This is a genomic window from Streptomyces sp. NPDC019531 (assembly GCF_044903305.1).
In the GTDB taxonomy this organism is placed as follows: Bacteria; Actinomycetota; Actinomycetes; order Streptomycetales; family Streptomycetaceae; genus Streptomyces.
The window spans coordinates 73,215-93,869 of the sequence record NZ_JBJDQL010000036.1; the positions used below are offsets into that span (position 1 = coordinate 73,215).

General features: G+C 71.2%; 14 protein-coding genes and 2 pseudogenes. 7 read left to right on the forward strand and 9 right to left on the reverse strand.

Annotated elements, in window-relative coordinates; genetic code table 11:
* Positions 1-15 precede the first annotated feature (15 nt).
* Entirely contained in the window at positions 16-1,314 is a 1,299-nt protein-coding gene (locus ACI2L1_RS32870) for an MFS transporter (RefSeq protein ID WP_404743059.1), read from the reverse strand.
* Between the two features lie 240 nt (positions 1,315-1,554).
* On the opposite strand from ACI2L1_RS32870, the gene ACI2L1_RS32875 reads away from it, so the two are divergent.
* Positions 1,555-5,511 (forward strand): glycosyl hydrolase, encoded by a 3,957-nt coding sequence (locus tag ACI2L1_RS32875; RefSeq protein ID WP_404743060.1) that lies wholly within the window; start codon positions 1,555-1,557, stop codon positions 5,509-5,511.
* Here the strand turns inward: ACI2L1_RS32875 and ACI2L1_RS32880 are convergent.
* Positions 5,494-6,519: a LacI family DNA-binding transcriptional regulator gene (locus ACI2L1_RS32880; RefSeq protein ID WP_404743061.1), complete on the reverse strand. Its 1,026-nt coding sequence runs from the start codon at positions 6,517-6,519 to the stop codon at positions 5,494-5,496. The genes ACI2L1_RS32875 and ACI2L1_RS32880 overlap by 18 nt on opposite strands.
* A 379-nt stretch (positions 6,520-6,898) precedes the next feature.
* On the opposite strand from ACI2L1_RS32880, the gene ACI2L1_RS32885 reads away from it, so the two are divergent.
* The 5 genes and pseudogenes from ACI2L1_RS32885 (at position 6,899) to eccCb (ending at position 12,913) form a co-directional block, all read left to right on the forward strand.
* The gene (locus tag ACI2L1_RS32885) at positions 6,899-7,096 is read left to right on the forward strand and encodes a hypothetical protein (RefSeq protein ID WP_404743062.1); all 198 of its coding nucleotides are present in this window, start codon (positions 6,899-6,901) and stop codon (positions 7,094-7,096) included.
* A 244-nt stretch (positions 7,097-7,340) separates the two neighbouring features.
* Positions 7,341-7,571 (forward strand): annotated as a pseudogene (locus ACI2L1_RS32890) (cyclase family protein); the annotation flags it as partial.
* 199 nt (positions 7,572-7,770) lie between these two features.
* Positions 7,771-8,038 (forward strand): annotated as a pseudogene (locus tag ACI2L1_RS32895) (DinB family protein); the annotation flags it as partial.
* Between the two features lie 144 nt (positions 8,039-8,182).
* Entirely contained in the window at positions 8,183-8,569 is a 387-nt protein-coding gene (locus ACI2L1_RS32900) for a hypothetical protein (RefSeq protein WP_404743063.1), read from the forward strand.
* 9 nt (positions 8,570-8,578) lie between these two features.
* On the forward strand, positions 8,579-12,913 hold the full coding sequence (eccCb, locus tag ACI2L1_RS32905; RefSeq protein WP_404743064.1) for a type VII secretion protein EccCb: 4,335 nt from the start codon (positions 8,579-8,581) through the stop codon (positions 12,911-12,913).
* A gap of 47 nt (positions 12,914-12,960) precedes the next feature.
* On the opposite strand, the gene ACI2L1_RS32910 is transcribed toward eccCb, so the two are convergent.
* The 5 genes from ACI2L1_RS32910 to ACI2L1_RS32930 all read right to left on the reverse strand — a co-directional run bounded on the left by ACI2L1_RS32910 (position 12,961) and on the right by ACI2L1_RS32930 (position 18,917).
* Positions 12,961-14,412 (reverse strand): glyceraldehyde-3-phosphate dehydrogenase, encoded by a 1,452-nt coding sequence (locus tag ACI2L1_RS32910; protein WP_404743065.1) that lies wholly within the window; start codon positions 14,410-14,412, stop codon positions 12,961-12,963.
* A gap of 76 nt (positions 14,413-14,488) precedes the next feature.
* Positions 14,489-15,718 carry a DegT/DnrJ/EryC1/StrS family aminotransferase gene (locus ACI2L1_RS32915; protein WP_404743066.1) on the reverse strand — a complete coding sequence of 410 codons (1,230 nt, stop codon included), beginning with the start codon at positions 15,716-15,718 and terminating at the stop codon, positions 14,489-14,491.
* A gap of 77 nt (positions 15,719-15,795) precedes the next feature.
* Positions 15,796-16,938, reverse strand: coding sequence for a GNAT family N-acetyltransferase (locus ACI2L1_RS32920; protein ID WP_404743067.1), 1,143 nt, complete (start codon positions 16,936-16,938; stop codon positions 15,796-15,798).
* Positions 16,939-17,079: 141 nt separating this feature from the next.
* Positions 17,080-17,727, reverse strand: coding sequence for a response regulator (locus ACI2L1_RS32925; protein ID WP_404743068.1), 648 nt, complete (start codon positions 17,725-17,727; stop codon positions 17,080-17,082).
* Positions 17,724-18,917 (reverse strand): sensor histidine kinase, encoded by a 1,194-nt coding sequence (locus ACI2L1_RS32930; RefSeq protein WP_404743069.1) that lies wholly within the window; start codon positions 18,915-18,917, stop codon positions 17,724-17,726. Before ACI2L1_RS32930 ends, ACI2L1_RS32925 begins: the two co-directional genes overlap by 4 nt.
* A gap of 159 nt (positions 18,918-19,076) precedes the next feature.
* Between ACI2L1_RS32930 and ACI2L1_RS32935 the strand changes: the two genes are divergently transcribed.
* Positions 19,077-19,865 carry a class I SAM-dependent methyltransferase gene (locus tag ACI2L1_RS32935; RefSeq protein WP_404743070.1) on the forward strand — a complete coding sequence of 263 codons (789 nt, stop codon included), beginning with the start codon at positions 19,077-19,079 and terminating at the stop codon, positions 19,863-19,865.
* Here ACI2L1_RS32935 and ACI2L1_RS32940 read toward each other — a convergent pair.
* Together ACI2L1_RS32940 and ACI2L1_RS32945 are read right to left on the reverse strand one after the other, a co-directional pair.
* Complete coding sequence (locus tag ACI2L1_RS32940) at positions 19,859-19,981, reverse strand: hypothetical protein (RefSeq protein ID WP_404743071.1); 123 nt, start codon at positions 19,979-19,981, stop codon at positions 19,859-19,861. The two genes, ACI2L1_RS32935 and ACI2L1_RS32940, sit on opposite strands and share 7 nt — an antisense overlap.
* Positions 19,982-20,011: 30 nt before the next feature.
* Positions 20,012-20,272, reverse strand: a complete 261-nt coding sequence (locus ACI2L1_RS32945; protein WP_404743072.1) for a hypothetical protein — start codon at positions 20,270-20,272, stop codon at positions 20,012-20,014.
* Positions 20,273-20,655 lie beyond the last annotated feature (383 nt).

A 20,655-nucleotide genomic window follows, 5' to 3' on the forward strand; every position in this document is an offset into this window, starting at 1 on the left:
CCTTCAGGATTCGGTTCAGGTCTGCGCGACCTTGAGGTCCGCCGGAGCGGTGGCGGCCGTGGACGCGCGGGGAACGAGGACGCGGACGATGTACAGGCCGGCGACGGCCGACAGCGCCATGCACCCGGTGATCACCCAGAGCAACAGGCTGGGGCTCTTGTCGAGCAGTGCGGGCGTGACGAACGCGACGCCCGCGAAGACCCCGCGCGAGACGGCGTAGGTGATCCCCTGCGTGGTACCCCGGGTGTCCGCGGGCAGCGTCAGCTGCGACCACACCTTGTAGTTGGCCTCGCCCGCGAAGGGATAGGACAGCTGGTAGAGGACGTAGAAGACGAGGAAGCCGACGATGGCGCCCAGGGTGAGCGTGCCGATCGCGAAGGCCGCGATCTGCACGACCGTGGCGACGTAGAACATCCGGTCGCGCCGCGGGCCGTCGGCGATCCGGACGAAGGCCAGCGTCAGCAGCAGACCGATCGGGAGACAGGCGAGGTTGATGCCGGTTGCCACGCTCTGCGAGGCACCGCTGACGGTGACCAGCAGATACGTCGTGAACTGGCCCATGGTGTTGGCGCCCAGACCCCAGGTGACGTAGAAGGCGAAGGTCGCGAGCATGGGCACCAGGGCGGCGCGGGTCCAGACGTTCTTCAGCGCGACACCCTGCTCCTCGGACGGCTTCTCCACCGAGGTCTGGTCCTGGACCGGATCGGGCCCGGTGGCCAGTTCCAGCCGCGAGCGCAGATGCCAGGTGAGAAGGGCCGCGACCGCCAGATGGGCGGTGATGAGCCGCGCCCCGATCATGCCGGTGTCCGACAGGGCGAACCCGGCGAAGACCACGACGATGATGCCCAGCATCCACATGACCTGCGTGAAGGCGATGAGCCGCCCCCGGGCGTGGTCGGGTGCCGCGTCCGAGACCACGGCCAGGGACGTCGGCAGGTCGGCACCGGCCGCGAGACCGGCGAGCAGGACACCCACCAGAAGGGTGATGTCGTCGGGCGCCAGCGTGATGATGACCGCCCCGAGGGCGTAGCAGAGGATGTCCAGGTTGTAGAGGCGGCGTCGGCCGAAGACGTCGGCGAGCCGTCCACCGATCAGGGATCCGACGGCGATGCAGATGGTGACGATCGCGCTGATCGCACCGGCCATCCAGACGCCCATGTCGTAGGCGTCGCGGTAGATGGCGAGGTTGACGCCGATGCTGACGATGAGTGCGGCGTCGAGGTAGGACGCCATGCCGGAGAGGGTCGCGACCTTCCAGAGGCGCTTCTCGATGGGTGGTTCCGGCTGGTTCGGGGCAGGCGAGGTTCGGGCCATGATGCGGCTCCGTCTGGGGAGAGAGGGTCCGAGCGGAGGGGGACGTCGCTGTTCTCGGCCGATGTCCAGCGACTATAGGAGGGTAAAAACGTTCCAACAAGACGTCATGCGGCCATCCGTGGCAACGTCCTGACGGCCCCGCAGCTCTGGTGGGACCCTCGGGGGTGTCCTACGGTGAGGCTGACGTAAAACGTTTTTGATCCGTGAGAGTGTCCGGGCCGTACTCGGAAGGACCTATCCGTGATCTCTCCAGCCCTGCGACAGTTGTTCGACAACCCGCCCCGGGACTTCGGCCCCACGCCGCTGTGGTGGTGGTCGGGGGCGAAGGTCACCCGGGAGCGTCTGGCCTGGCAGATGCGCCGGTTCGCGGACGGCGGCGTCCACAACCTCGTGGTGATCAACCTGGCACCGGCGGGCCCGACCTTCGGCGCCCGCACCGACGACCCCGCATGGTTCGGGGAGGAGTGGTGGGCCCGCTTCACGGACGCCTGCGAGATCGCCGGCGAGCTGGGCATGCGCCTGTGGTTCTACGACCAGATCGGCTTCTCCGGCGCCAACGTCCAGGGAGGCATCACCCGGCGCCACCCCGAGTCGGCGGGCCGTGCCCTGCGCTCACGCCGGGCGGTGGTCTCCGGCGGCATGGTCGCACTCAAAGGCGCGGAGGCACTGCTGGGGGCGTACGACCACACGGGCGCCCGCCTGCCGGTAACCGGCGACGGCGAGGCTGCCGGGCCGCCGGTCACAGGCTCCGCACGGATCGAGGCCGCCGACGGCACCGAGGTGCGCCTGGTCCTCGCTGTGCCCACCGCCTTCGACTATCTGAACCCCGCGGCCGTCGCTCTCCTGTTCGACGCCATCCACCACGAGTACGACCGCCGCGTACCCGAGTACCTGGGCAACGTCATCGCCGGCAGCTTCCAGGACGAACTGCCCGCCACCAACTCCTGGACCGCACGTCTTCCCACGGAGTTCCGGGCCCGGCGAGGCTACGACCTCCTCGACCACCTGCCCGCTCTCTTCGGCGAGAGCGGCGACGACAGCGCCCAGGCGCGCAAGATCCGCGCCGATTACTACGCCGTCCGGGCCGAACTCACCGAAGAGGCCCTGTTCCGCCCCCTCGCAGCCTGGCACGACGAGCGCGGTCTGCTCCTGGGCTGCGACCAGAGCCACCCCGCACGCTCCGGCTACCCGGCCCAGTCGACGCAGCTCTACACGGACTACTTCCGCACCCACCGCTGGTACAGCGCCGCGGGCAGCGACCACCACGGCGACGCCAAGGTGCACTCCTCCATGGCCCACCTCTACGGCCACGAGCGCGTCTGGATCGAGTCGTTCCACTCCTCCGGCTGGGGAGGCACCCTGGAGGAGACCTACGACTGGCTGCTGCCGTTCCTGCGCAGCGGAGCCAACCTGTACAACCCGCACGCCAGTTACTTCGGCACCGCGGGCGGCTGGTTCGAATGGGCGCCGCCGTCCACCGACTGGCGCCAGCCCTACTGGCGGCAGTACCCGGCCTTCTCCCGGGCCGTCGCCCGGCTCTGCTCGATCCTGTCCTGGGGCACCTACAGCGCCGACGTGGCGGTCCTGCACCCCACCGCCACCATGCAGTCCCACATCCCGGTCGACGTACCGGTGAAGCACTTCGGCGACAGCCGGCTCGAAGACGAACTCGTCGACGAGACTCAGCGCCACTATCTGGACCTGTGCGGCACCAACAACTGGCTCCACCCCTCCACCGGCGCCCTCGACCGCCACCGGATCTCCTTCGACGTCATCGACGACGCCTCGATCCAGGGCGCCAAGGCCGGCGACGGAGCCCTGCGCGTCAGGGATCTGGCGTACACCGCGGTCCTCCTGCCGTCGGCGAGCGTCCTGGAGGAGGAGACGGCCCGACGACTGACCGAACTCCTCGACGCCGGGGGACGGGTCGTGGTCGTGGGCCGCCCGCCTGCGGAGGCGGCGGGACTGGCCGGTGACGACACGGTGGTAGCCGAGCTGCTGGCTCATCCGCGCCTTGAGCGGGCCGCGGACGCCGAGGCCGGGGCGACGGCGGTCACCGACGCCGCCGGATACGCGACCGGCGAGGTGCCGCTGCTCGTCAGGAGGAAGGGCGACGCGGCGGTGGCGCTGGTCACCGGGGCGTTCCCCGACGCCCGTACGCATCCGCCGCGGGGCCGCCACGAGATCGATCCCGCGCGCTACGCCCGCACCTCCTCCGTGACCGTGCGGGGCCCGGTCGCCGAGGCCGAGATCTGGAACCCGGCGACCGGCGGCCGCACTCCAGGACACGTCACCGTCACCGACGGCGTCTCGACCATCGAGGTGCCGCTGGAAGGCGCCCCCGCCGCCCTCGTCGTATGGCGGGAAGGTCCTCCGGCCAACGACACCCCGCCGTCGCCGCCGGAACGGTCGGAGACGACCGACCTGTCGACCGGGTGGGTGGGTCGCCTCGCTGCCACCATGGACAACACCTGGGGCGACCTGGCGCTGCCCGCCGGATCGTCCGTCGCCGAACCGCAGATCTGGACCATGCGGTGGGCCGAGGGCGAAGGCCCCTGGGAGCAGGCGCGGGTGACCTACGGCAACCGGGTCAGGGTTCTGTCACCGGTGCCCGCCGCACAGGTCCCGGCTCCCCTCGACGACGACCGCGTCGAACAAGTCCTGTGTGGTGAAGGCGAGTTGGCGCCCGAGGACTGGGGTGTCTCGCTGTACTCGTCGAGTCGTGGCATTCCGGACCCGTACGGGCTGCTCGGCAACAAGGGGCTGGTGCCGGAGGAGTTCGTACGGGTGCCGGTGCCCGGCGTCGGGACCGTCGCCCGGGTCAGGGCCGTCGTGGAGACCGACCACCTCGGGCCCGCCGATCTGCACGTCGGCGCGGCGGCGGTCAAGCGCGTGTGGTGGAACGGCAGGCGGCTGGAGACGGGCGGCGGCTATCTGGCGTCCGCCCGGGTGGAGGTCGAACGGGTCCGCAACGTGCTGGAGTACGAGCTGGCCGACGCCCAGGACCGGCCGCAGACCATCTCGGGTGCCGCCGACACTCCGCTGGGCAGCTACTTCTGTCTGTCCCGCCCGGACGGGTTCGCGCCGCGCCCGCTGTTCATGCGGGTGCCCGCCGAGGTACGTCCGGACGGCCGCGTGACCTACCGCGGGCGGATCGGTGTCCCGCAGGAGGGAGCGCCGGCGGTCCTCGTCGTGGGTGCCGCGGTCGGCGTGACCGTCCTGCTCGACGGAGCCGTCGTGGCGCGGCAGGAGAAGGTGGAGTACTACGAGTCCGACTGGGGCGCGGTGCCCGCGTTCTTCCGGCACGAGCTGACGCTGAGCGGCGGCCATCACGTACTCGACGTCGTGGCCGACAGCGTCGGCGCACGTGACCCGGTGTTCGTCGATCTCGTGGCGGACACCACCGCCCTGTTCAGCGGCCCCGGCTGGGAGGCCGTGACGGGGGAGTGGCACGGGCTCACCGTCGAACACGAGGGCAGATGGGGCGAGTTGCAGCACTGTGGTGCGACGGTACGACCGCATCCCCTGCCCGAGGCCGAGTGGCTCGCCGGACCTCCGGTACTCGGCTCCGCGGTACTGCCGCTCCGGTCCACCGACGAACTCCGCGAGACCGAACAGCGCTTCCGGTTCACCGTTCCGCCGGGGACCGTGTCGCTCGACCTGCCGTTGGAGCTTCCCGCGCGGGTGAGGGTGGGCAGGGGTCGTGAACTGCCCCTGCAAGGCGCCGAACTGACTCTCGATCAACCACTGTCCGAAGCGACGGAGTTCGAAGTCCTCACCGCCCCGACGGCCGTGCTGCGCGGAGGCTCCGCCTGGCGGGGACCGGTGCGGGTACGCGCGGTTCCTGCGCCCCTGCCGCTGGGGGAGTGGAGTGAACTGGGGCTGGCTGGTTGGAGCGGAGGCGTCACTTATACGCGGACGTTGGAAGTGGCCGCGGGACCGGACCCGGTGCTGGACCTTGGCCGGGTGCGCGGCAGCGTCTCGGTGTGCGTCGACGGGCAGCTCGTCGGCGAGGCGTTCTGCGCGCCGTACCGATTCGAACTGCGCGGCACCGCAGGGCGAACCGTCCACCTCGACGTGACCGTCCACAACACCCTGGCCCCGTATCTCGCCGAAGCCACCCCGACCGCCTGGGCGTTTCCCTCCCAGCTGCCGTCGGGCCTGCTGGGGCCGGTGACGCTAGAAAGGCCCCTCTGAGGACGTCCGCGTGGAGTCCCGCACGACCAGTCCAGGAGCGAACACCCGTGTCTCGTGGGCGTGTTCCGCGCGGGCCTCCACCTCGTCCAGCAGCATCTCCACCGCCGCCCTGCCGAGCTCCTCGACCGGCTGCCGGACCGTCGTCAGGGTGGTGCCCACGAAGCTCGCTATGTCCAGGTCGCCGTAGCCGACCACCTGTATGTCCTCCGGGACCTTCACACCGAGCTCTCCCAGCGCACGGCACAGGCCCGCCGCGAGGAAGTCGTTGGTGCAGAAGACCCCGTCAGGGAGTTCGTCGAGACCGCGGGCGATCTCGCTGCCGTACGCCACCGTCATCTCCTCCGCGACGACCTGGCCGAGGTGGGCGTCGCGCCGGGTGCGTACGGCCTGGCGGGCGCCCTGGTAGCGGTCGGCGCACTGGCGGATCGTGCGCTCGCCGTTCACGACGAGGATGTCGCGGGCCCCGGTCTCCAGCAGGTGCTGCACGGCGATCCGGCCGCCGGCGATGTCGTCCACGGAGACCGAACAGCCCTCCTGGGCCGGCATCGCACGGTCCGCCAGGACCAGCGGGATGCCCCGCTCGCGCAGCCGGGTCAGCCGGGTGGGATCGGCGCTGAGCGGAACCACCACCGCGCCCACGGCCCGCTGTTCGACCAGCATGGTGAAGTAGCCCTGCTCCCGCTCCGGCGCGTCCCCGCTGTCGCAGAGCACGAGGGAATAGCCGTGTTCGTACGCCGCGTCCGCGGCACCGCGCGCGATGCGTGAGTAGAAGGAGTTGGCCACGTCGGGCAGTACGAGACCGATCGACGACGAGTGGCCGGTGCGCAGCCCGGCGGCTCCCGGATGGGGGACGTAGTCGAGTGCGGCGACCGCGTCGCGGACCCGCTCGGCGGTGCGCGCGTTCACCCGCTCGGGTCGGTTCAGGACGTTCGACACCGTGGAGACCGAGACGCCGGCGGCGGCCGCGACGTCCTGGATACGGGCGGGGCGAACCGGAATGGCGTCCACCCCCTTGTTGTTGCGGCCCTACGACCAGGCGACGCAAGTCTACCCTCGCAGGACGTGAAACGTTTTTCGAATCCGGAAGGGGCCCGACTCCGGTTCGGCCCCCCATCGAAAATCCGGTGAACCTGCACACCGTTCACCGCTCGGGCGAGCGAAGGCCGAGTCGTGGCCGCGGTTGCTCCGACCCACGCCTTTTGCGCGTCGGAACGTTGGTGATGCACGTGAAGGAAAAGGGGTGTTCGGTGATCGTCCTGCGACGCTGGTGAAGCCGCCCGCGCCGTCCGTGCGTCGGTGACTGGCAGTGATGGTCGGAGCATGCTTCGATCCGGGGGTCGCCCTCCACATTGCTTCCGCATTGCTTCCGCGAAAGGAAACGCGCGCCATGAACTCCGCTTCACGCATCGCCACCACCGAGATCCACGACGCGGACCTCGACAGCATCTCCGGTGGCGTGGCCGTCGCGGCCACCTCCGGTCTCCACCTTGAGGCCGGCCCGCTCGTCGTCTGCGCCGACGGCGACGCGTTCGTCTCGCCCAAGGACATCGCCGCGAACCTGAACGCCGACGTCTTCGTCGGCTGAAGTCACCCAGCGCGCCCACGCGGGCCCCGGATCAGTGGATCCGGGGCCCGCGGTGTTGCCTGGGCGGCCACCGACGAGGGCACGGCGTACGCCGCCCCGGACGCCCTGGAGCGTCTGCTGAAGCGGCGTGAGCGGCGGGAGCCGCTGGTCGCGCAGATCGCCGGGTGGGTGGGGGCCGGGATCATCGGTGGCCGTTTGGCCGCGGTGACATGCTGTCAGTCCCGGGGTGTTTCAGGAGGCCCTCATGCGCCAGCAGCCGTCCGTCCTCGTCTCGTTGGCGTCCGCACTGCGCAGCGGCTCGATCGAAGTCGTCGATCTCACCTCCCCGTTGTCCTCATCGACCCCGGTGATCCGGCTGCCGCCGGAGTTCGGCCAGACCGCGAACTTCGAACTGGAGGAGATCAGTCGGTACGACGACCGGGGGCCTGCCTGGTACTGGAACAACTTCCTCAACGCCGACGAGAACGGCCCGCACACCCCCGGATGGGCGCCGCCGACCTCGACCCCGTACGGCGGCTCGGGCTGCCCGATCTGAAGGCCGTACAGGACTGGGTCGGCTGACCCCGGTCGAGGCCGCTGCTGATCGACGCGAAGGTGGTGCGGGAGCGCGGGGTCCTGGTGGCTGGAGGAGGCGTTCCGGGGGCATCGGGCCGGGCGGAGGAGGGGGAGACGGGGTGTTCCGGGGTGTGCGACGGCTTGCCGCCCCGCTCAGCGACGACGAGTACCTGTGGGAATCGGTGCCGGACTGCTGGTCGGTGCGACGGCGCACCGACGGACCGGGTGCGCGGGCCCGCTTCCTGGCCGGTACCGGCGACGGGGGCCGGGGACGCGGCGCCCCACCCGCACCCGGTCCCGCCGCCCTTCACGACGCTCGCCTGGCGACCGAGCCACCTCAGCGAGATGCTGCTCCTGCGCGTCGGCCACACCACGGGCACTCACACCCGGCCCTGACTCCGACCCGGTGCGGAAGTGGCCAACGAGTATGCTGGCGACGGCGTTTGCGCGCCCGAAGCGCCGAACGTACCCAGCGTTCCGTACGTGGCGAACGCGCCGTACAGCGACAGGGGGAACCACGCCGTGCCACCCATGCAGATCACCGTCGCCATCGAGGCGGCCGACGGTGACGCCGAGGAGACCGACGCGCTGACCCGGGAGCTCCAGGAGGAGTTGCTGCTGCTCGACGCGGCCGAGTCCGTCGTACGGCCAGAGGTCGGCTCGGCTCCGCCGGGATCGAAGAGCGGCACGGTCACCGCACTGGGGGCGCTGCTGGTCACCGGGGTGTTCTCGAGGACCGCGCTGACCGCGTTCGTGAGTCTGGTCGGCGAGTGGCGGCAGCGGGCGCAGGCCCGGCGGGTCGAACTCACCGTGGGCGAGGACTCGTTGGTGGTGGAGGGAGTCTCGGCGAAGGACCAGAAGGCCCTGATCGAGGCGTGGCTCCAGCGCCGGTCCGGCGGTAACGACCCGCAGTCGTAAGGGACTTCAGTGAGCCGTGTCGCCCTGCTCGTCGCCACCACCGACTATCTCGACTCCGGTCTGCGCCGTCTGCGTTCGCCCGCGTCCGACGCGCGACGCCTCGGCGCGCTCCTGGAGGACAAGGCGATCGGCTACTTCGACCGGGTCATCCCCCTGGTCAACGAGTCGAAGGCCGAGATCGAGGAGCACATCGAGCGGGTTCTGCGCGACCTCGGCCCGAACGACACCCTGCTGCTCTACCTCTCCTGCCACGGCATCCGCGACAAGCACGGCCGGCTGTTCTTCACGACCCTGCGCACCAAACGCGACCTCCCCGAATCGACGGCCATCTCCGCCCGCTTCATCGAGGAACAGTTGAGCCGCTGCCGCTCCCGGCGCAAGGTGCTCCTGCTCGACTGCTGCTTCGGCGGCGCCTACGTCCAGGGCATGGCGCCCTTCGCACCCGACGACGGCGAACTGTCCGCGCAGGCGGCCGGCAAGGGCACGTACGTCATGACCGCCTCCGACGTACTGGAGTTCGCCTTCGAGGGCGAGACCGTCAAGAGCCGCTCCGGCGAGTTCCACTCCGTGTTCACCGAAGCGGTCATCGACGGACTGAGCACCGGCCGCGCGGACGTCGACAACGACGGCGTGATCACCGCCCACGAGCTCTTCCAGCACATCGCGCGCCACGTCAGGGAGAGCGGGGCACCGCAGACACCGACCGAGTTCCGCTCCGGCGTGCAGGGCAACATCCCCCTCGCCAAAGCCGCGTTGTGGCATCGCGGACGCAGCGCCGAGACCGACCCGTTCTCCGGCGACAGCCTCCCCCTGGGCGACCTCCTCCCGGCGCTCGCCACCAACCCCGACCGCGGCCTGTGCGCCCCGGACTGGCCGCCGAACGGTCAACTCACCGTCCCCCTGGGCCGGATGTACGACCCGGTGCAGGGCCTCCAGGAGACTCTGACCCTCGACCTGTCCGGCGGCGCCCCGCACATCGGTGTCGTCGGCAGCCGCTGGAGCGGCAAGTCCTCCGTCCTGCGCACTCTCGCCTGCTCCCTGGCCCTCACCCACACGCCGGAGGAGGTACAGATCTACGGCCTCCACGGCGAACCGGACGGCATGACCCGCCTGGCCGCCCTCCCGCACGTGGGCATGGTCGCCGACTACGGGAGCGTGGCCGACGTACGCGACCTCGTCGAGGGCGTCATGACCACCCTCAAGCGACGCGAGCGGCTCTGCGACGCGCTGCGCATCCGCTCCCCGAAGGCCTTCAGACAGCGGCGCACGCAGAAGGTCCTGGACGGTGAGACCAACGGCGAGGTGTTCCTCCTCGTCGACTCCTGGCCCGACTTCGCGGCCCGCTACCCGGACGAGTCCCGGCTGCTGCTCCGCGTCGCCCAGCAGGGCGTCTACTACGGCATCCACCTGGCGGTCTCCGCCGACCGCTGGAGCGACCTGCCCGAGGACCTCCTCCTGCACCTCGGCACCTGGGTCGAACTCGCCCTGGCCGACCCGCGGGAGTCGAGGATCGACAGCGAGCTGGCAGGCGGCATCCCGCCGGGACAGCCGGGGTTCGGACTGACCCGGGGCCGGCGCTACGTCCGCCTCGCGGTGCCCGCGCTCGCCAGGGCCGGGGGCCTCTCACACGGCTCCTACGGCGAGGAGAGCGAGGAACTCGACACGCTCCTCGGCAAGGTGGCCGCCGCCTGGAACCGGCCGGGCGCCCAGCCGCTCAGCACCACGGGCGACGCAGAGGAAACGGTACCGCGCCTCCTGGACCTGCTGCCGCTGCCCGAGAACTGGGACAACGACCCCTCCTCCGCCTGGACTTCACGAGCAGACCAGCGACTGACCACCCCGGTCGGCGTGGACGCCGGCGGCGGCCCCGTCGTGCTGAACCTGCGCGAGGCTGCACAGGGCGGCTGGGGCCCGCACGGACTGTGCGTCGGCGCCACCGGCTCCGGCAAGTCGGAGCTGCTGCGCACCCTCGTCCTCGGGCTCGCGGTCACCCACTCCCCGGAGACCCTGAACTTCGTCATGGTCGACTTCAAGGGCGGCGCCACCTTCGCGGAGATGCGACGGCTGCCGCACACCGCGGCGGTCATCACCAACCTGGCCGACGACCTCTCCCTGGTCGGCCGCCTCGGCGACGCGGTCAGCGGCGAACTCACCCGGCGCCAGGAGCTGTTGCGTGCCGCCGGCCACTACGCCAACGTCCACGACTACGAACGGGCGCGGGCGGCGGGCGCACCCCTGGCGCCCCTGCCGACGGTGGTCCTGGTCATCGACGAGTTCGCGGAGCTGCTGACGGCCGAACCCCGCTTCCTCGACACGCTCATCTCCATCGGGCGCATCGGCCGTTCCCTCGGCATCCACCTGCTGCTGTCCTCGCAGCGCCTGGAGGCGGGGCGGCTGCGCGGCCTGGACACCTATCTGTCGTACCGCATCGGACTGCGCACCTTCTCCGCGGACGAGTCACGGGCGGTCCTGGGCGTACCGGACGCCTACCGCCTCCCGTCGGTGCCCGGCACCGGCTATCTGAAGTTCGACATGGAACACATGGTCAACTTCCGCGCGGCCTACGCCTCCGGCTGGATCGGACGCGACGAACGGGCCGCCGACGGGGACTCGCCGATGGAGGTCATCCTGAAGCGGCTGGAGAACCTGGGGCCACCGGCCCACCAGATCTGGTTGCCGCCCCTGGACCAGGCCCCGCCGCTCGACGCCCTGCTGCCGGGCCTGACGGCCGTCGAGAGCCGCGGCCTGACCCAGCCCGGCTACGGCGGCGCCGGACGGCTCGTGGTGCCGGTGGGCCTGGTGGACAAGCCGTACGAACAGCGGCGCGACGTCCTGTGGGGCGACTTCTCCGGCGCCGCGGGCAACATGCTGGTCACAGGGGCTGCGCAGTCCGGCAAGTCGACCCTGCTGCGCACCCTCGTGGCGTCCTTCGCGCTCACCCACACCCCGGAGGAAGTCCAGTTCTACGGGCTGGACTTCGGCGGAGGTGGCATGACCGCGGTGGCGGAGCTTCCGCACGTGGGCGGAGTGGCCACCCGCCTGGACCCGGAGCGGGTGCGGCGCACGGTGGCGGAGGTCGCCTGGATCCTCGCCCAGCGGGAGGAGTACTTCCGGGTCGCAGGCATCAAGTCGATGGCCGACTACCGCCGTCGCCGGGCGCTCGGGGAGATCACGGACCAGCCATGGGGAGACGTCTTCCTCGTGATCGACGGCTGGGGCGGTTTCCGCCACGACTACGAGTCGCTGGAGGCGACCGTCACCGACATCGCCTCACGCGGGCTCGGCTACGGCGTCCACGTGGTCCTGGCCACGGATCGCGCCGTGGGCGTCCGTCCGGCCCTCAAGGACCAGATCGGGCTCCGGCTGGAGCTGCGGATCGCCGACCCCAAAGCCTCGGAGCTCTCCCCGTCCGTCGCCGCGGACATCCCGGCGGGCGCCCCCGGCCGGGGCCAGACACCGGACAAGCTGCACTTCATGGCGGCGGTACCGCGTATCGACGGTGTCGCCTCGGACGGTGCACTGTCCGAAGCCACGGCCGCCATGGTCCGCAGTGTGGCGCAGGCCTGGCGGGGGCCCACGGCGCCCGCGGTGCGCGTGCTGCCCCGCGAACTGCCCGCCGGCCTGCTGCCGAAAGGCGACGACCACCCGGACCGAGGTGTCGCCTTCGGCATCGACGAGGCCGAACTGCGGCCGGTCTTCGTCGACTTCGAGGCCGACCCGCTGTTCCTGGTCTTCGGCGAGAGCGAGTCCGGCAAGAGCGCGCTGCTGCGGCTGTTGGCGAAGCAGATCTGTGAGCGCTACACGCCGGAGGAAGCGCGTGTCCTGCTCGTCGATCCCCGGCTGTCCCTGCTGGGCGCCGTCCCGGAGACGCATCTCGCCGAGCACATGACCGCTGCCCGCTCGCTCGACCAACGGATGGACTGGCTGCAGCAGTTGTTCCGCATGCGTATGCCGACGGAGGACGTCACTCCGGAGCAACTGCGGGCCCGCAGCTGGTGGTCCGGCCCCATGACCTTCGTGATCATCGACGACTACGACCTGGTCGAGACCGCGAGCCGCAACGCGCTGGCCGGGCTCTCCGACCACCTGCCGTTTGCCCGGGACACCGGCATCTGCTTCGTCATCGCCCGCAGCACTGTGGGTGCCCACCGTGCCGGGTACGAGCCGTTCATGCAGCGCATGGACCAGGTGGGCGCCCGGGGTGTGGTCCTCTCGGGCGACCCCGGGGAGGGGAGCCTCATCGGCGGTGTCCGGCCCCGCCCCCTGCCCCCGGGCCGGGGCCAGTTCGTCTCCCGTGGACGAGGTACGGTCCTCGTCCAGACGGGCTGGCTCCCGGAGCCGTAGCCGGAGGCAGGGTCACCCGCCTCCGGGTACGGTGCCGTGCGGCGAGGTCAGACCGCCGCCGGATACGTCGGGTACTCCACCCCCGAGACGTGCTGCACGACCCGGATTACCTGGCAGGAGTAGCCGAACTCGTTGTCGTACCAGAGGTAGAGGATCGCGTTGTCGCCGTCGACCTTCGTCGCGCCGGCGTCGATGGTCGAGGCGTGGCGGGAGCCGACGAAGTCCATGGAGACCGCGTCGGGGGCGGTCGTGAAGTCGATCTGGCGCTTGAGCGGCGAGGTCAGCGAGACGTCCCGGAGGTGGTCGAGGACCTCCTCGCGCGTGGTCTCACGGCCCAGACGCAGGCTCAGGATCGCGATGGACACGTCCGGCACCGGGACCCGGATCGAGCTGCCGGTGATCGGCGCCTTGAGGTCGGGCAGCGCCTTGGCGACGGCCGAGGCGGCGCCCGTCTCCGTGATGACCATGTTGAGCGGCGCGGAGCGGCCCCGGCGGTCGGCCTTGTGGTAGTTGTCCAGCAGGTTCTGGTCGTTGGTGAACGAGTGGACCGTCTCCACGTGGCCGCGCAGCACGCCGTACTCGTCGGCCATCGCCTTCAGCGGCGGCACGATCGCGTTGGTGGTGCAGGACGCGCAGGACAGGATCTGCTCGTCCGGCTTGATCGTGTCGTGGTTGACGCCGTGCACGATGTTGGGGACATCGCCCTTGCCCGGCGCGGTCAGCACGACCTTGTCGATGCCGGGACGCAGATGCTGCGAGAGGCCCTCGCGGTCGCGCCACTTGCCGGTGTTGTCGATGAGGATGGCGTCCTTGATGCCGTACGCCGTGTAGTCGACCTCGGACGGGTCGTTGGCGTAGATCACCTTGATGGTGTTGCCGTTGGCGATGATCGCGCCCTCGGCCTCGTCGACGGTGATCGTGCCCTGGAACTGGCCGTGGATGGAGTCCCGGCGCAGCAGCGAGGCCCGCTTGACGAGGTCCTCGGAGGCCCGCCCGCCACCGCCCCGGACCACGATCGCGCGCAGCCGCAGACCGTTGCCGGAACCGGCCTTCTCGATCAGCAGCCGGGCCACCAGTCGGCCGATCCGGCCGAAGCCGTAGAGGACGACGTCCCGCGGCTCACGGCGGTCGATCTTGTTGCCGCCCGTCGCGCCGGCCACGGCCTCGGCGGTGAACTCGGCGACCGACAGGCCCCGGTCGTCGGTCTTGTAGATCTCGGCCAGGCGGCCGATGTCGATCTGCGAGGGACCGAGGTCCAGCGTGGTGAGCGCCTCGACGAACGGGAGGGTGTCGGTGACGGAGAGCTCCTCACCGGCGATCTGCCGGGCGAACCGGTGGGTCTTGAGGATGCTGACCACCGACTTGTTCACGAGGGAACGGCTGTGCAGGAGAACCGTTACGTCACGCTCGCGGTGCAGCCTCCCGATCATCGGGATCATCGATTCCGCGATCTCCTCGCGGTTCTTCCAGTCGGTGAACGAGTCGTCCTTGACAGTCACAGAATTCTCTTTCGAGCTAGGCGGCGCTCATATGCTAACCCCCTGATGTTTTGATCGATCGTCGGAGTGTCGCAGCTCACTGCCCCAGAATCCGGGGCGGTGTGGCGTCCGGGACCGGCCGCAGCAGCGAGGGGTGCGCGTCGGCCACCCGTTCCTTCGTGAACGCGGCCACGATCCTTCGGGCCAGGAGCGGATCCGCCGGGAGCGCGTGCGCCGCGAACCAGCGGGCGGGCGCCGGGTCGGGGGAGGGCTCGACGAACTCCGCGCCCGCGTAGTCGTCCAGCGGCGGGTCGTAGATGTATCCGGAGACCACGTCGTACCGCAGCAGCCGCGACACGAGGGCATCGCGGTCGTCGACCAGGAGCGGCACCCGGAAGAGGGGGAGGGGGCCGTCGTGCGCCGTGCGGTCGCGCAGGGCCGGGGAGGCCCACGGAGTGCCCGACAGAAGGGCGACCCCGGCCCGGCGGCGCGCGAGGTCCTCGTCGAGGCGGGCCAGCCGCAGCTTCAGCCGGCCGCGGACCAGCGGGCCGTGCCGGGAGCGGAATCCGTGCAGGTCGACGCGGACCCACGGCTCGTACGCCGCCAGGCTCGGAGCCTCGCGCGCGCAGGCGGTGAGCCGCGGGGCCCGTAGGGCCATCCGGAACGCGTCGCGCTCCAGCAGGCCCAGGCGCTCCATCGCCCGCCACGCCGGCCGCACCAGATGGAGCGTGCGGATGGTGGAACGGGCCAGCGGGCGCAGTGTCGTGGCGAGGTCCTCGCGCAGTCGGCCCGGGGTGAGCAGATCGTCCCGCAGCAGCTCCAGCTCCCGTAGGGTGCGCGCGTCCTCCACGGCGAGGAAACCGCCCGCCATCCCCGCCACATGCTTGGACAGGCTGAACACCGCCGCCTTGCCGAAGGTCCCGACCGGCCGCCCGTCCACATGGCTGCCGATCGCGTGTGCCGCGTCCTCGAACAGCGGGATCCCCAACTGCGCGCAGCGGCGGCGCAGTTCGAGAACCCGGTCGGGCACGCCGTACAGGTTGGTGGTCAGGACGGCGTCCACGTTCCGCCAGGTCGACTCCGGTACGGCCGCCGGGTCGATGTTGCCGTCCCACACCGAGACCGGGGCCTGCACCGGGCGCAGCCCGGCCGCGAGGACCACGAACAGGATCACGTCGTCGTTCACCGGTGACATCAGCACCCGCGCGCCCGGCCGGCACCAGCGCCTGAGCGCCAGGTACAGGGCCAGTCGGGCCGAGGGCGTGTAGACGCATTCGCGTCCCAGTCGCCGTGTCATCGTCGCGGCCAGCCGTGAGCCGTACGGCATCGGCACCCCCCTGTGTCGATGGGCGAGGAGAACGGCGGGCTCATGTGTCCCACGGCGAGCCGAAGGGACACCGGGGCTCAGCTCGCCAGCGGTCCGGCCTTGTCGGAGTCCGAGTGGTGTCCGGAGGTGCGCAGGGTGCCGACGGTCTTGAGGAGGCGGTCGGCGGGCTCGCGCAGGGCCGGGTGGGCGTTGACCGTGTTGCGCAGGCCCCGCACCGGGCGGCGCCACAGGCTGTGGGCCGTCGCGACCGGATGGGGACGGGTGGCGAAACCTTCCGCCACGCGCAGTTCACGCGTCTTGAGCCAGTCCTTCCACTCCTTGTCACCGCGCCCCATGTCCATGAGCCGCGCCCCGCGCCGGCCCGCCGCCTCCGCCATCCGCAGATGCATGATCAGACCGGGGGAGTAGTAGCGCAGCTCCGGGTCGTACGCGGTGAACCAGGGCGCGAAGACGGTGCGCGAGGTCGGTCCGAAGTGGGCGGCCACCGGCCGGTCACCGGCGTACAGCACCGAGAGGATCCCGGTGAAGTGCTCCTCGCGCACCTGGAACAGGTCCTCCACCAGCTCCACGATCCACGGCCGCGCGAACCGGTCCATCCGGCCCGTCCTGCGGTACTGGGCGGACTTCCACCGCATCAGGGTGCGCAGCGCCCCCGGGTCGCGCTCGTCGAACACGAAGCGCATCTCGCCCAGGTCGCGCCCGAGTCGGCGCTCCTTCTTGAGGGTCGTCTTGGCGAGCCCCGGGTACGCGCCGCGCAGCCACTCCGGGTAACTGTCGCTGCCGACCTTCAGATCGATCACCGGGGAGGCGAAGGTCCCCGTCACATACGGGGCGAAAGGCTGCTGCTCCTCGACGAGGTGGTCGAACTCGAACACCGAGAGCCGGCAGGCCTTGAGCAGGGCACGGGTGTCCCAGGTGACGCCGGGGCGGTGCACGAGCCCCTGGCAGTCGGAGAGCCCGAGCCCGATGGCCCGGCCGACTCCGAAGGAGTTGCGCTCGTACGGGAGGAAGCCCACGGCCTCTCCACGCTGGTGCAGCACCGCCACCCGGGCGGTGCCGCCGCGATGTCTGGCGATGCCCGCCGCGAACTCGGGTGCCAGGAACGGGTTGGCGAAGTCGGGGGATTCGTCCATCGCCCGGTGCCAGGCCCCCCGGAGCGTGGCATCGAGTCCCTCGGGTCTGTGGATCGTGATGTCCGTGTCACTGCTCGTCGATCGCATGGGCGACCGCACCCCCCAATTCCCCCAATGCCGATCGAACCGCCGGCAAGGATCAAACGTCGCGAAACAGTACGCACGCTGTCAAGGGTGTCTGCTGTAACGGAACAACGCGGAACGGATGCCCATGGTTCCCGCGGACGGTCACGACAACAGCCGCCGCTCCTTGGCGACGGCCACCGCACCGGCCCGTGTCTCGACGCCCAACTTGCCGTAGATCCGGCCCAGATGTGTCTTGACGGTCGCCTCGCTGATGAACAGGGCCCGGGCGATCTCCCGGTTGCCGAGGCCACGGGCGAGCTGCGCGAGGATCTCGTGCTCACGGGCGGACAGGGCTGGGCGCGGACTCCGCAGCCGGGTCAGCAGCCGGTCGGCCACCGGGGCGGAGAGCGTGCCGCGACCGGACGCGGCGTCGCGGATCGCCGTGAACAACTCCTCGGGCTGCTCGGCCTTCAGGAGATAGCCGGTGGCGCCCGCCTCGATGGCCCGGGTGATGTCGGCGTCGGTGTCGAACATGGTCAGCACCAGCACGCGCGGGCCGCGCTCGCCCTGGCCGGTGAGCCGCCGAGTGGCCGTCACCCCGTCCATGCCGCCGTCGAGTTGGAGATCCATCAGTACGACGTCGGGCCGCAGATGGGCCGCCATGGCGAGCGCCTCCTCGCCGGTGGCCGCCTCCCCGACCACGTCGATGCCGTCCGCGCTGGAGAGCAGGGCGCGCAGTCCGGCGCGTACGACGGCATGGTCGTCGCAGAGCAGCAGCCGGACGGGGGAGGAGGGCGGCGACGTACTCACAGGACGGGCTCCTTGATCACGAGCGGGACGGCGACCGACACCACGGTGCCCTCTCCCGGGGTCGACTCCACGGTCAGGGCGCCACCGGCCTGGCGGGCCCGGATCCGCATGGCGGGGAGCCCGTGCCCACGTCTCGCCGACGGCCGCGGGGCCCGCGCGAAGCCCCGCCCGTTGTCGGCGACGTCCAGCGAGACCTGGTCGTCCAGCCAGGTCAGGGTGAGCGCGGCCCGGGTCGCCGCCGCGTGCTCGCGTACGTTGGCCAGCGCGCCCTGCGCGATCCGCAGGAGCGCCGCCGCGACCCGTTCCGGCAGCGGGCCCGGTTCCCCGTCGAGCCGGACCTCCACGGTCAGCCCCGGCCCGCTCTCGCGCCGGGCCAGTTCCCCGAGCGCCTGTGCCAGGGAACGCTCCGCGAGATCGGCCGGGGCCAGATCGTGCACGAAGCGACGGGCCTCGGCGAGGCTGTGCGAGGTGATCTCCGCCGCCGCCCGGACATGGTCCCGGGCCGCCTTCTCGTCCGTGCCCCACGTCCGCTCGGCCGCCTGCAGCAGCATCCGTTGACTGGACAGTCCCTGCGCGAGGGTGTCGTGGATCTCCGCGGACAGCCGCTGCCGCTCCGCCAGCACCCCTGCCCGCCGCTCGGTGGCGGCGAGTTCGCTCCTGGTGTGCACCAGGTCCTCGATCAGAACGCGCTGCCGGGCCCCCTGCCGCTGCAGATGCACCAGTACGGCGGTGGCGACCGCGGCGACGGCGGGCGGGGCCACGACCATGTTCGGGTTGAGCGGTCCCTCCGCCACCCGTATCTCCGAGACGACGACCAGCGCGGTGAGCACGGCCGCCGACGGCACCGCGATCCTCGGGGGCAGCGCGTGCAGTCCGGCGAACAGCAGGGGCATCACACACCAGGTGGCGCTCGGCGCGAGGGCCAGCAGGACGACCCAGACGGCGGTGACCGAGCCCAGCCAGAGCAGATGACGCCGGGTGGGCGGCAGTCCAGGCCGGGGCGGCGGCGCCAGCAGATGCCCGAGGACGTACAGCAGACAGAAGAAGGAGAACAGCGCCACCACCCAGCCGGTGCGCGCCCCGCCCTGGTCGCGGGAGAGGAAACGGGCGAACGACGAGCCCAGCAGCAGGAAGAACGCGCCGTGCACGATCGCGCCCAGCCAGCGCTCGTCCGGATCGGAGTGGTCCATGCTCCGTGTCTAACGCCACGGAAGCGGGAGCGCATCAACCGATCGGCTGACATGGCGGTCGCCCGGACCTCACCGGGGCACAAGACTGTTGACCGAGCCGGAGACCCGGCCGCCGCATCGAGGCTGGCAGCGCAGCGACGATCTCCGAAAGGTCTCAGGATGCCCGCCAGGAACCTCACCGCCAACCGCGCCGCCCTCGGCCACCGTGTCGGCTACGCCCTGCGCCACCCCGACCGCGTGCCCCGCCATCTGGCTCGCGCCGCCCGCGATCTGTGGCTCAGCCACCGGCACCCGGACCACATCGCCTACTACCGGGCCGTGATGCGCTCCGACACCCGCACCGACCCGGACGCGGCTGTCGGCAGCCGCAACCGGGAACGCTGGCTGGCCGTCGGGGCGATGCAGTTCGACTACCTGGTCGGCCACGGCCTGCGCCCCGAGCACCGGATGCTGGAGATCGGCTGCGGCAACCTGCGCGGCGGCTGGCGGTTCATCCGCCACCTGGAGCCCGGCCACTACTACGGCGTCGACATCTCGCCCGACATCCTCTTCGCCGCACAGGACACGATCGTCGAGATGGACCTGCGGAAGCGGCTGCCGAACCTGACCCCGGTCCGCGATCTGACCCTGCGGTTCCTGCCGGACGCCCACTTCGACGTCGTCCACGCGCACAGTGTCTTCTCGCACTCGCCGCTGCCGGTGATCGAGGAGTGCCTGGCCCATGTCGGCCGGGTGCTCGCCCCCGGCGGCTGGTTCGACTTCACCTTCGACCGTACCGAGGGCGAGGAACACCATGTGCTCCGGGAGGACTTCTACTACCGGGTGGAGACGCTCGTCGCCCTCGCCGAGAGGCACGGTCTGCGGGCCCGGTTCATGGACGACTGGGAGGAACTCCCACACGGCCAGTCCAAGATCCGCGTGACCCACGGGGTGCCGCGGTCTCAGTGACGGGCCGCCGCCTGGCTCTCTCCGAGCAGCACGGCACTGGGCCGGTTGGTGCTCGCGTCCTCGATGCAGCCCCGCAGCCGCATCACGTCGTGCTCGGGCAGGGCGGGGCGGATCACGGCGCCGCGGACCCCGTCGTCCGGCCTGCCTCAGCGTGGCGCCGTGGTTCTGCGAGGCGGTGGAGCGACGGCAGGTCTCCCAGAGATCCTGAGCGGCCAACCGCACGGCCAGGAGCCGCCTTCAGCCGTGGTCTCGACACGGAAGACCATGGTGGTGCCGACCGCGTCGGGCGAGTCCTCGGCCCGGGTCTGGGTGGAGTCGGCCGGCGCGGTCCACAGCGGCACCAGCACGAGGCCGCCGACGGCAGCCCCGACACCGGCCAGGGCGGGCCGGGTACGGGCGGGCGGCACGGCGGGGCGGCTCTCCAACGGCGCCCTGCCGACCCGGCGTCCGAGAGGTGGGGCGGTGAGGGCGGCGAGGCGACCGGCCGGCGTTCCGCGCCGGGCCGCGCGGTGGCGCCCGCCACCTTCTGGATGACCATCGCGATACCGGAGGGCGCCACCCCGGCCGCCATCAGGACCGGCACGAACACGAACGTGTCCTCAGACTCTTCATGCCGCTTCGTCTGCGTGCGTGTCCCGTACCGTCACGGCGCCAGTGCCGCCGTCCACGGCGAGCGGTGTCCCACCCGGGAAGCGGTCGAGTGCGTCGGGCACGTCGAGGGGCGTCGGAGGTACTTGAGTCAAGCAAATAAATCTGGTGTGCTGTGCGCCAATAACGCGGCACGGGGTCT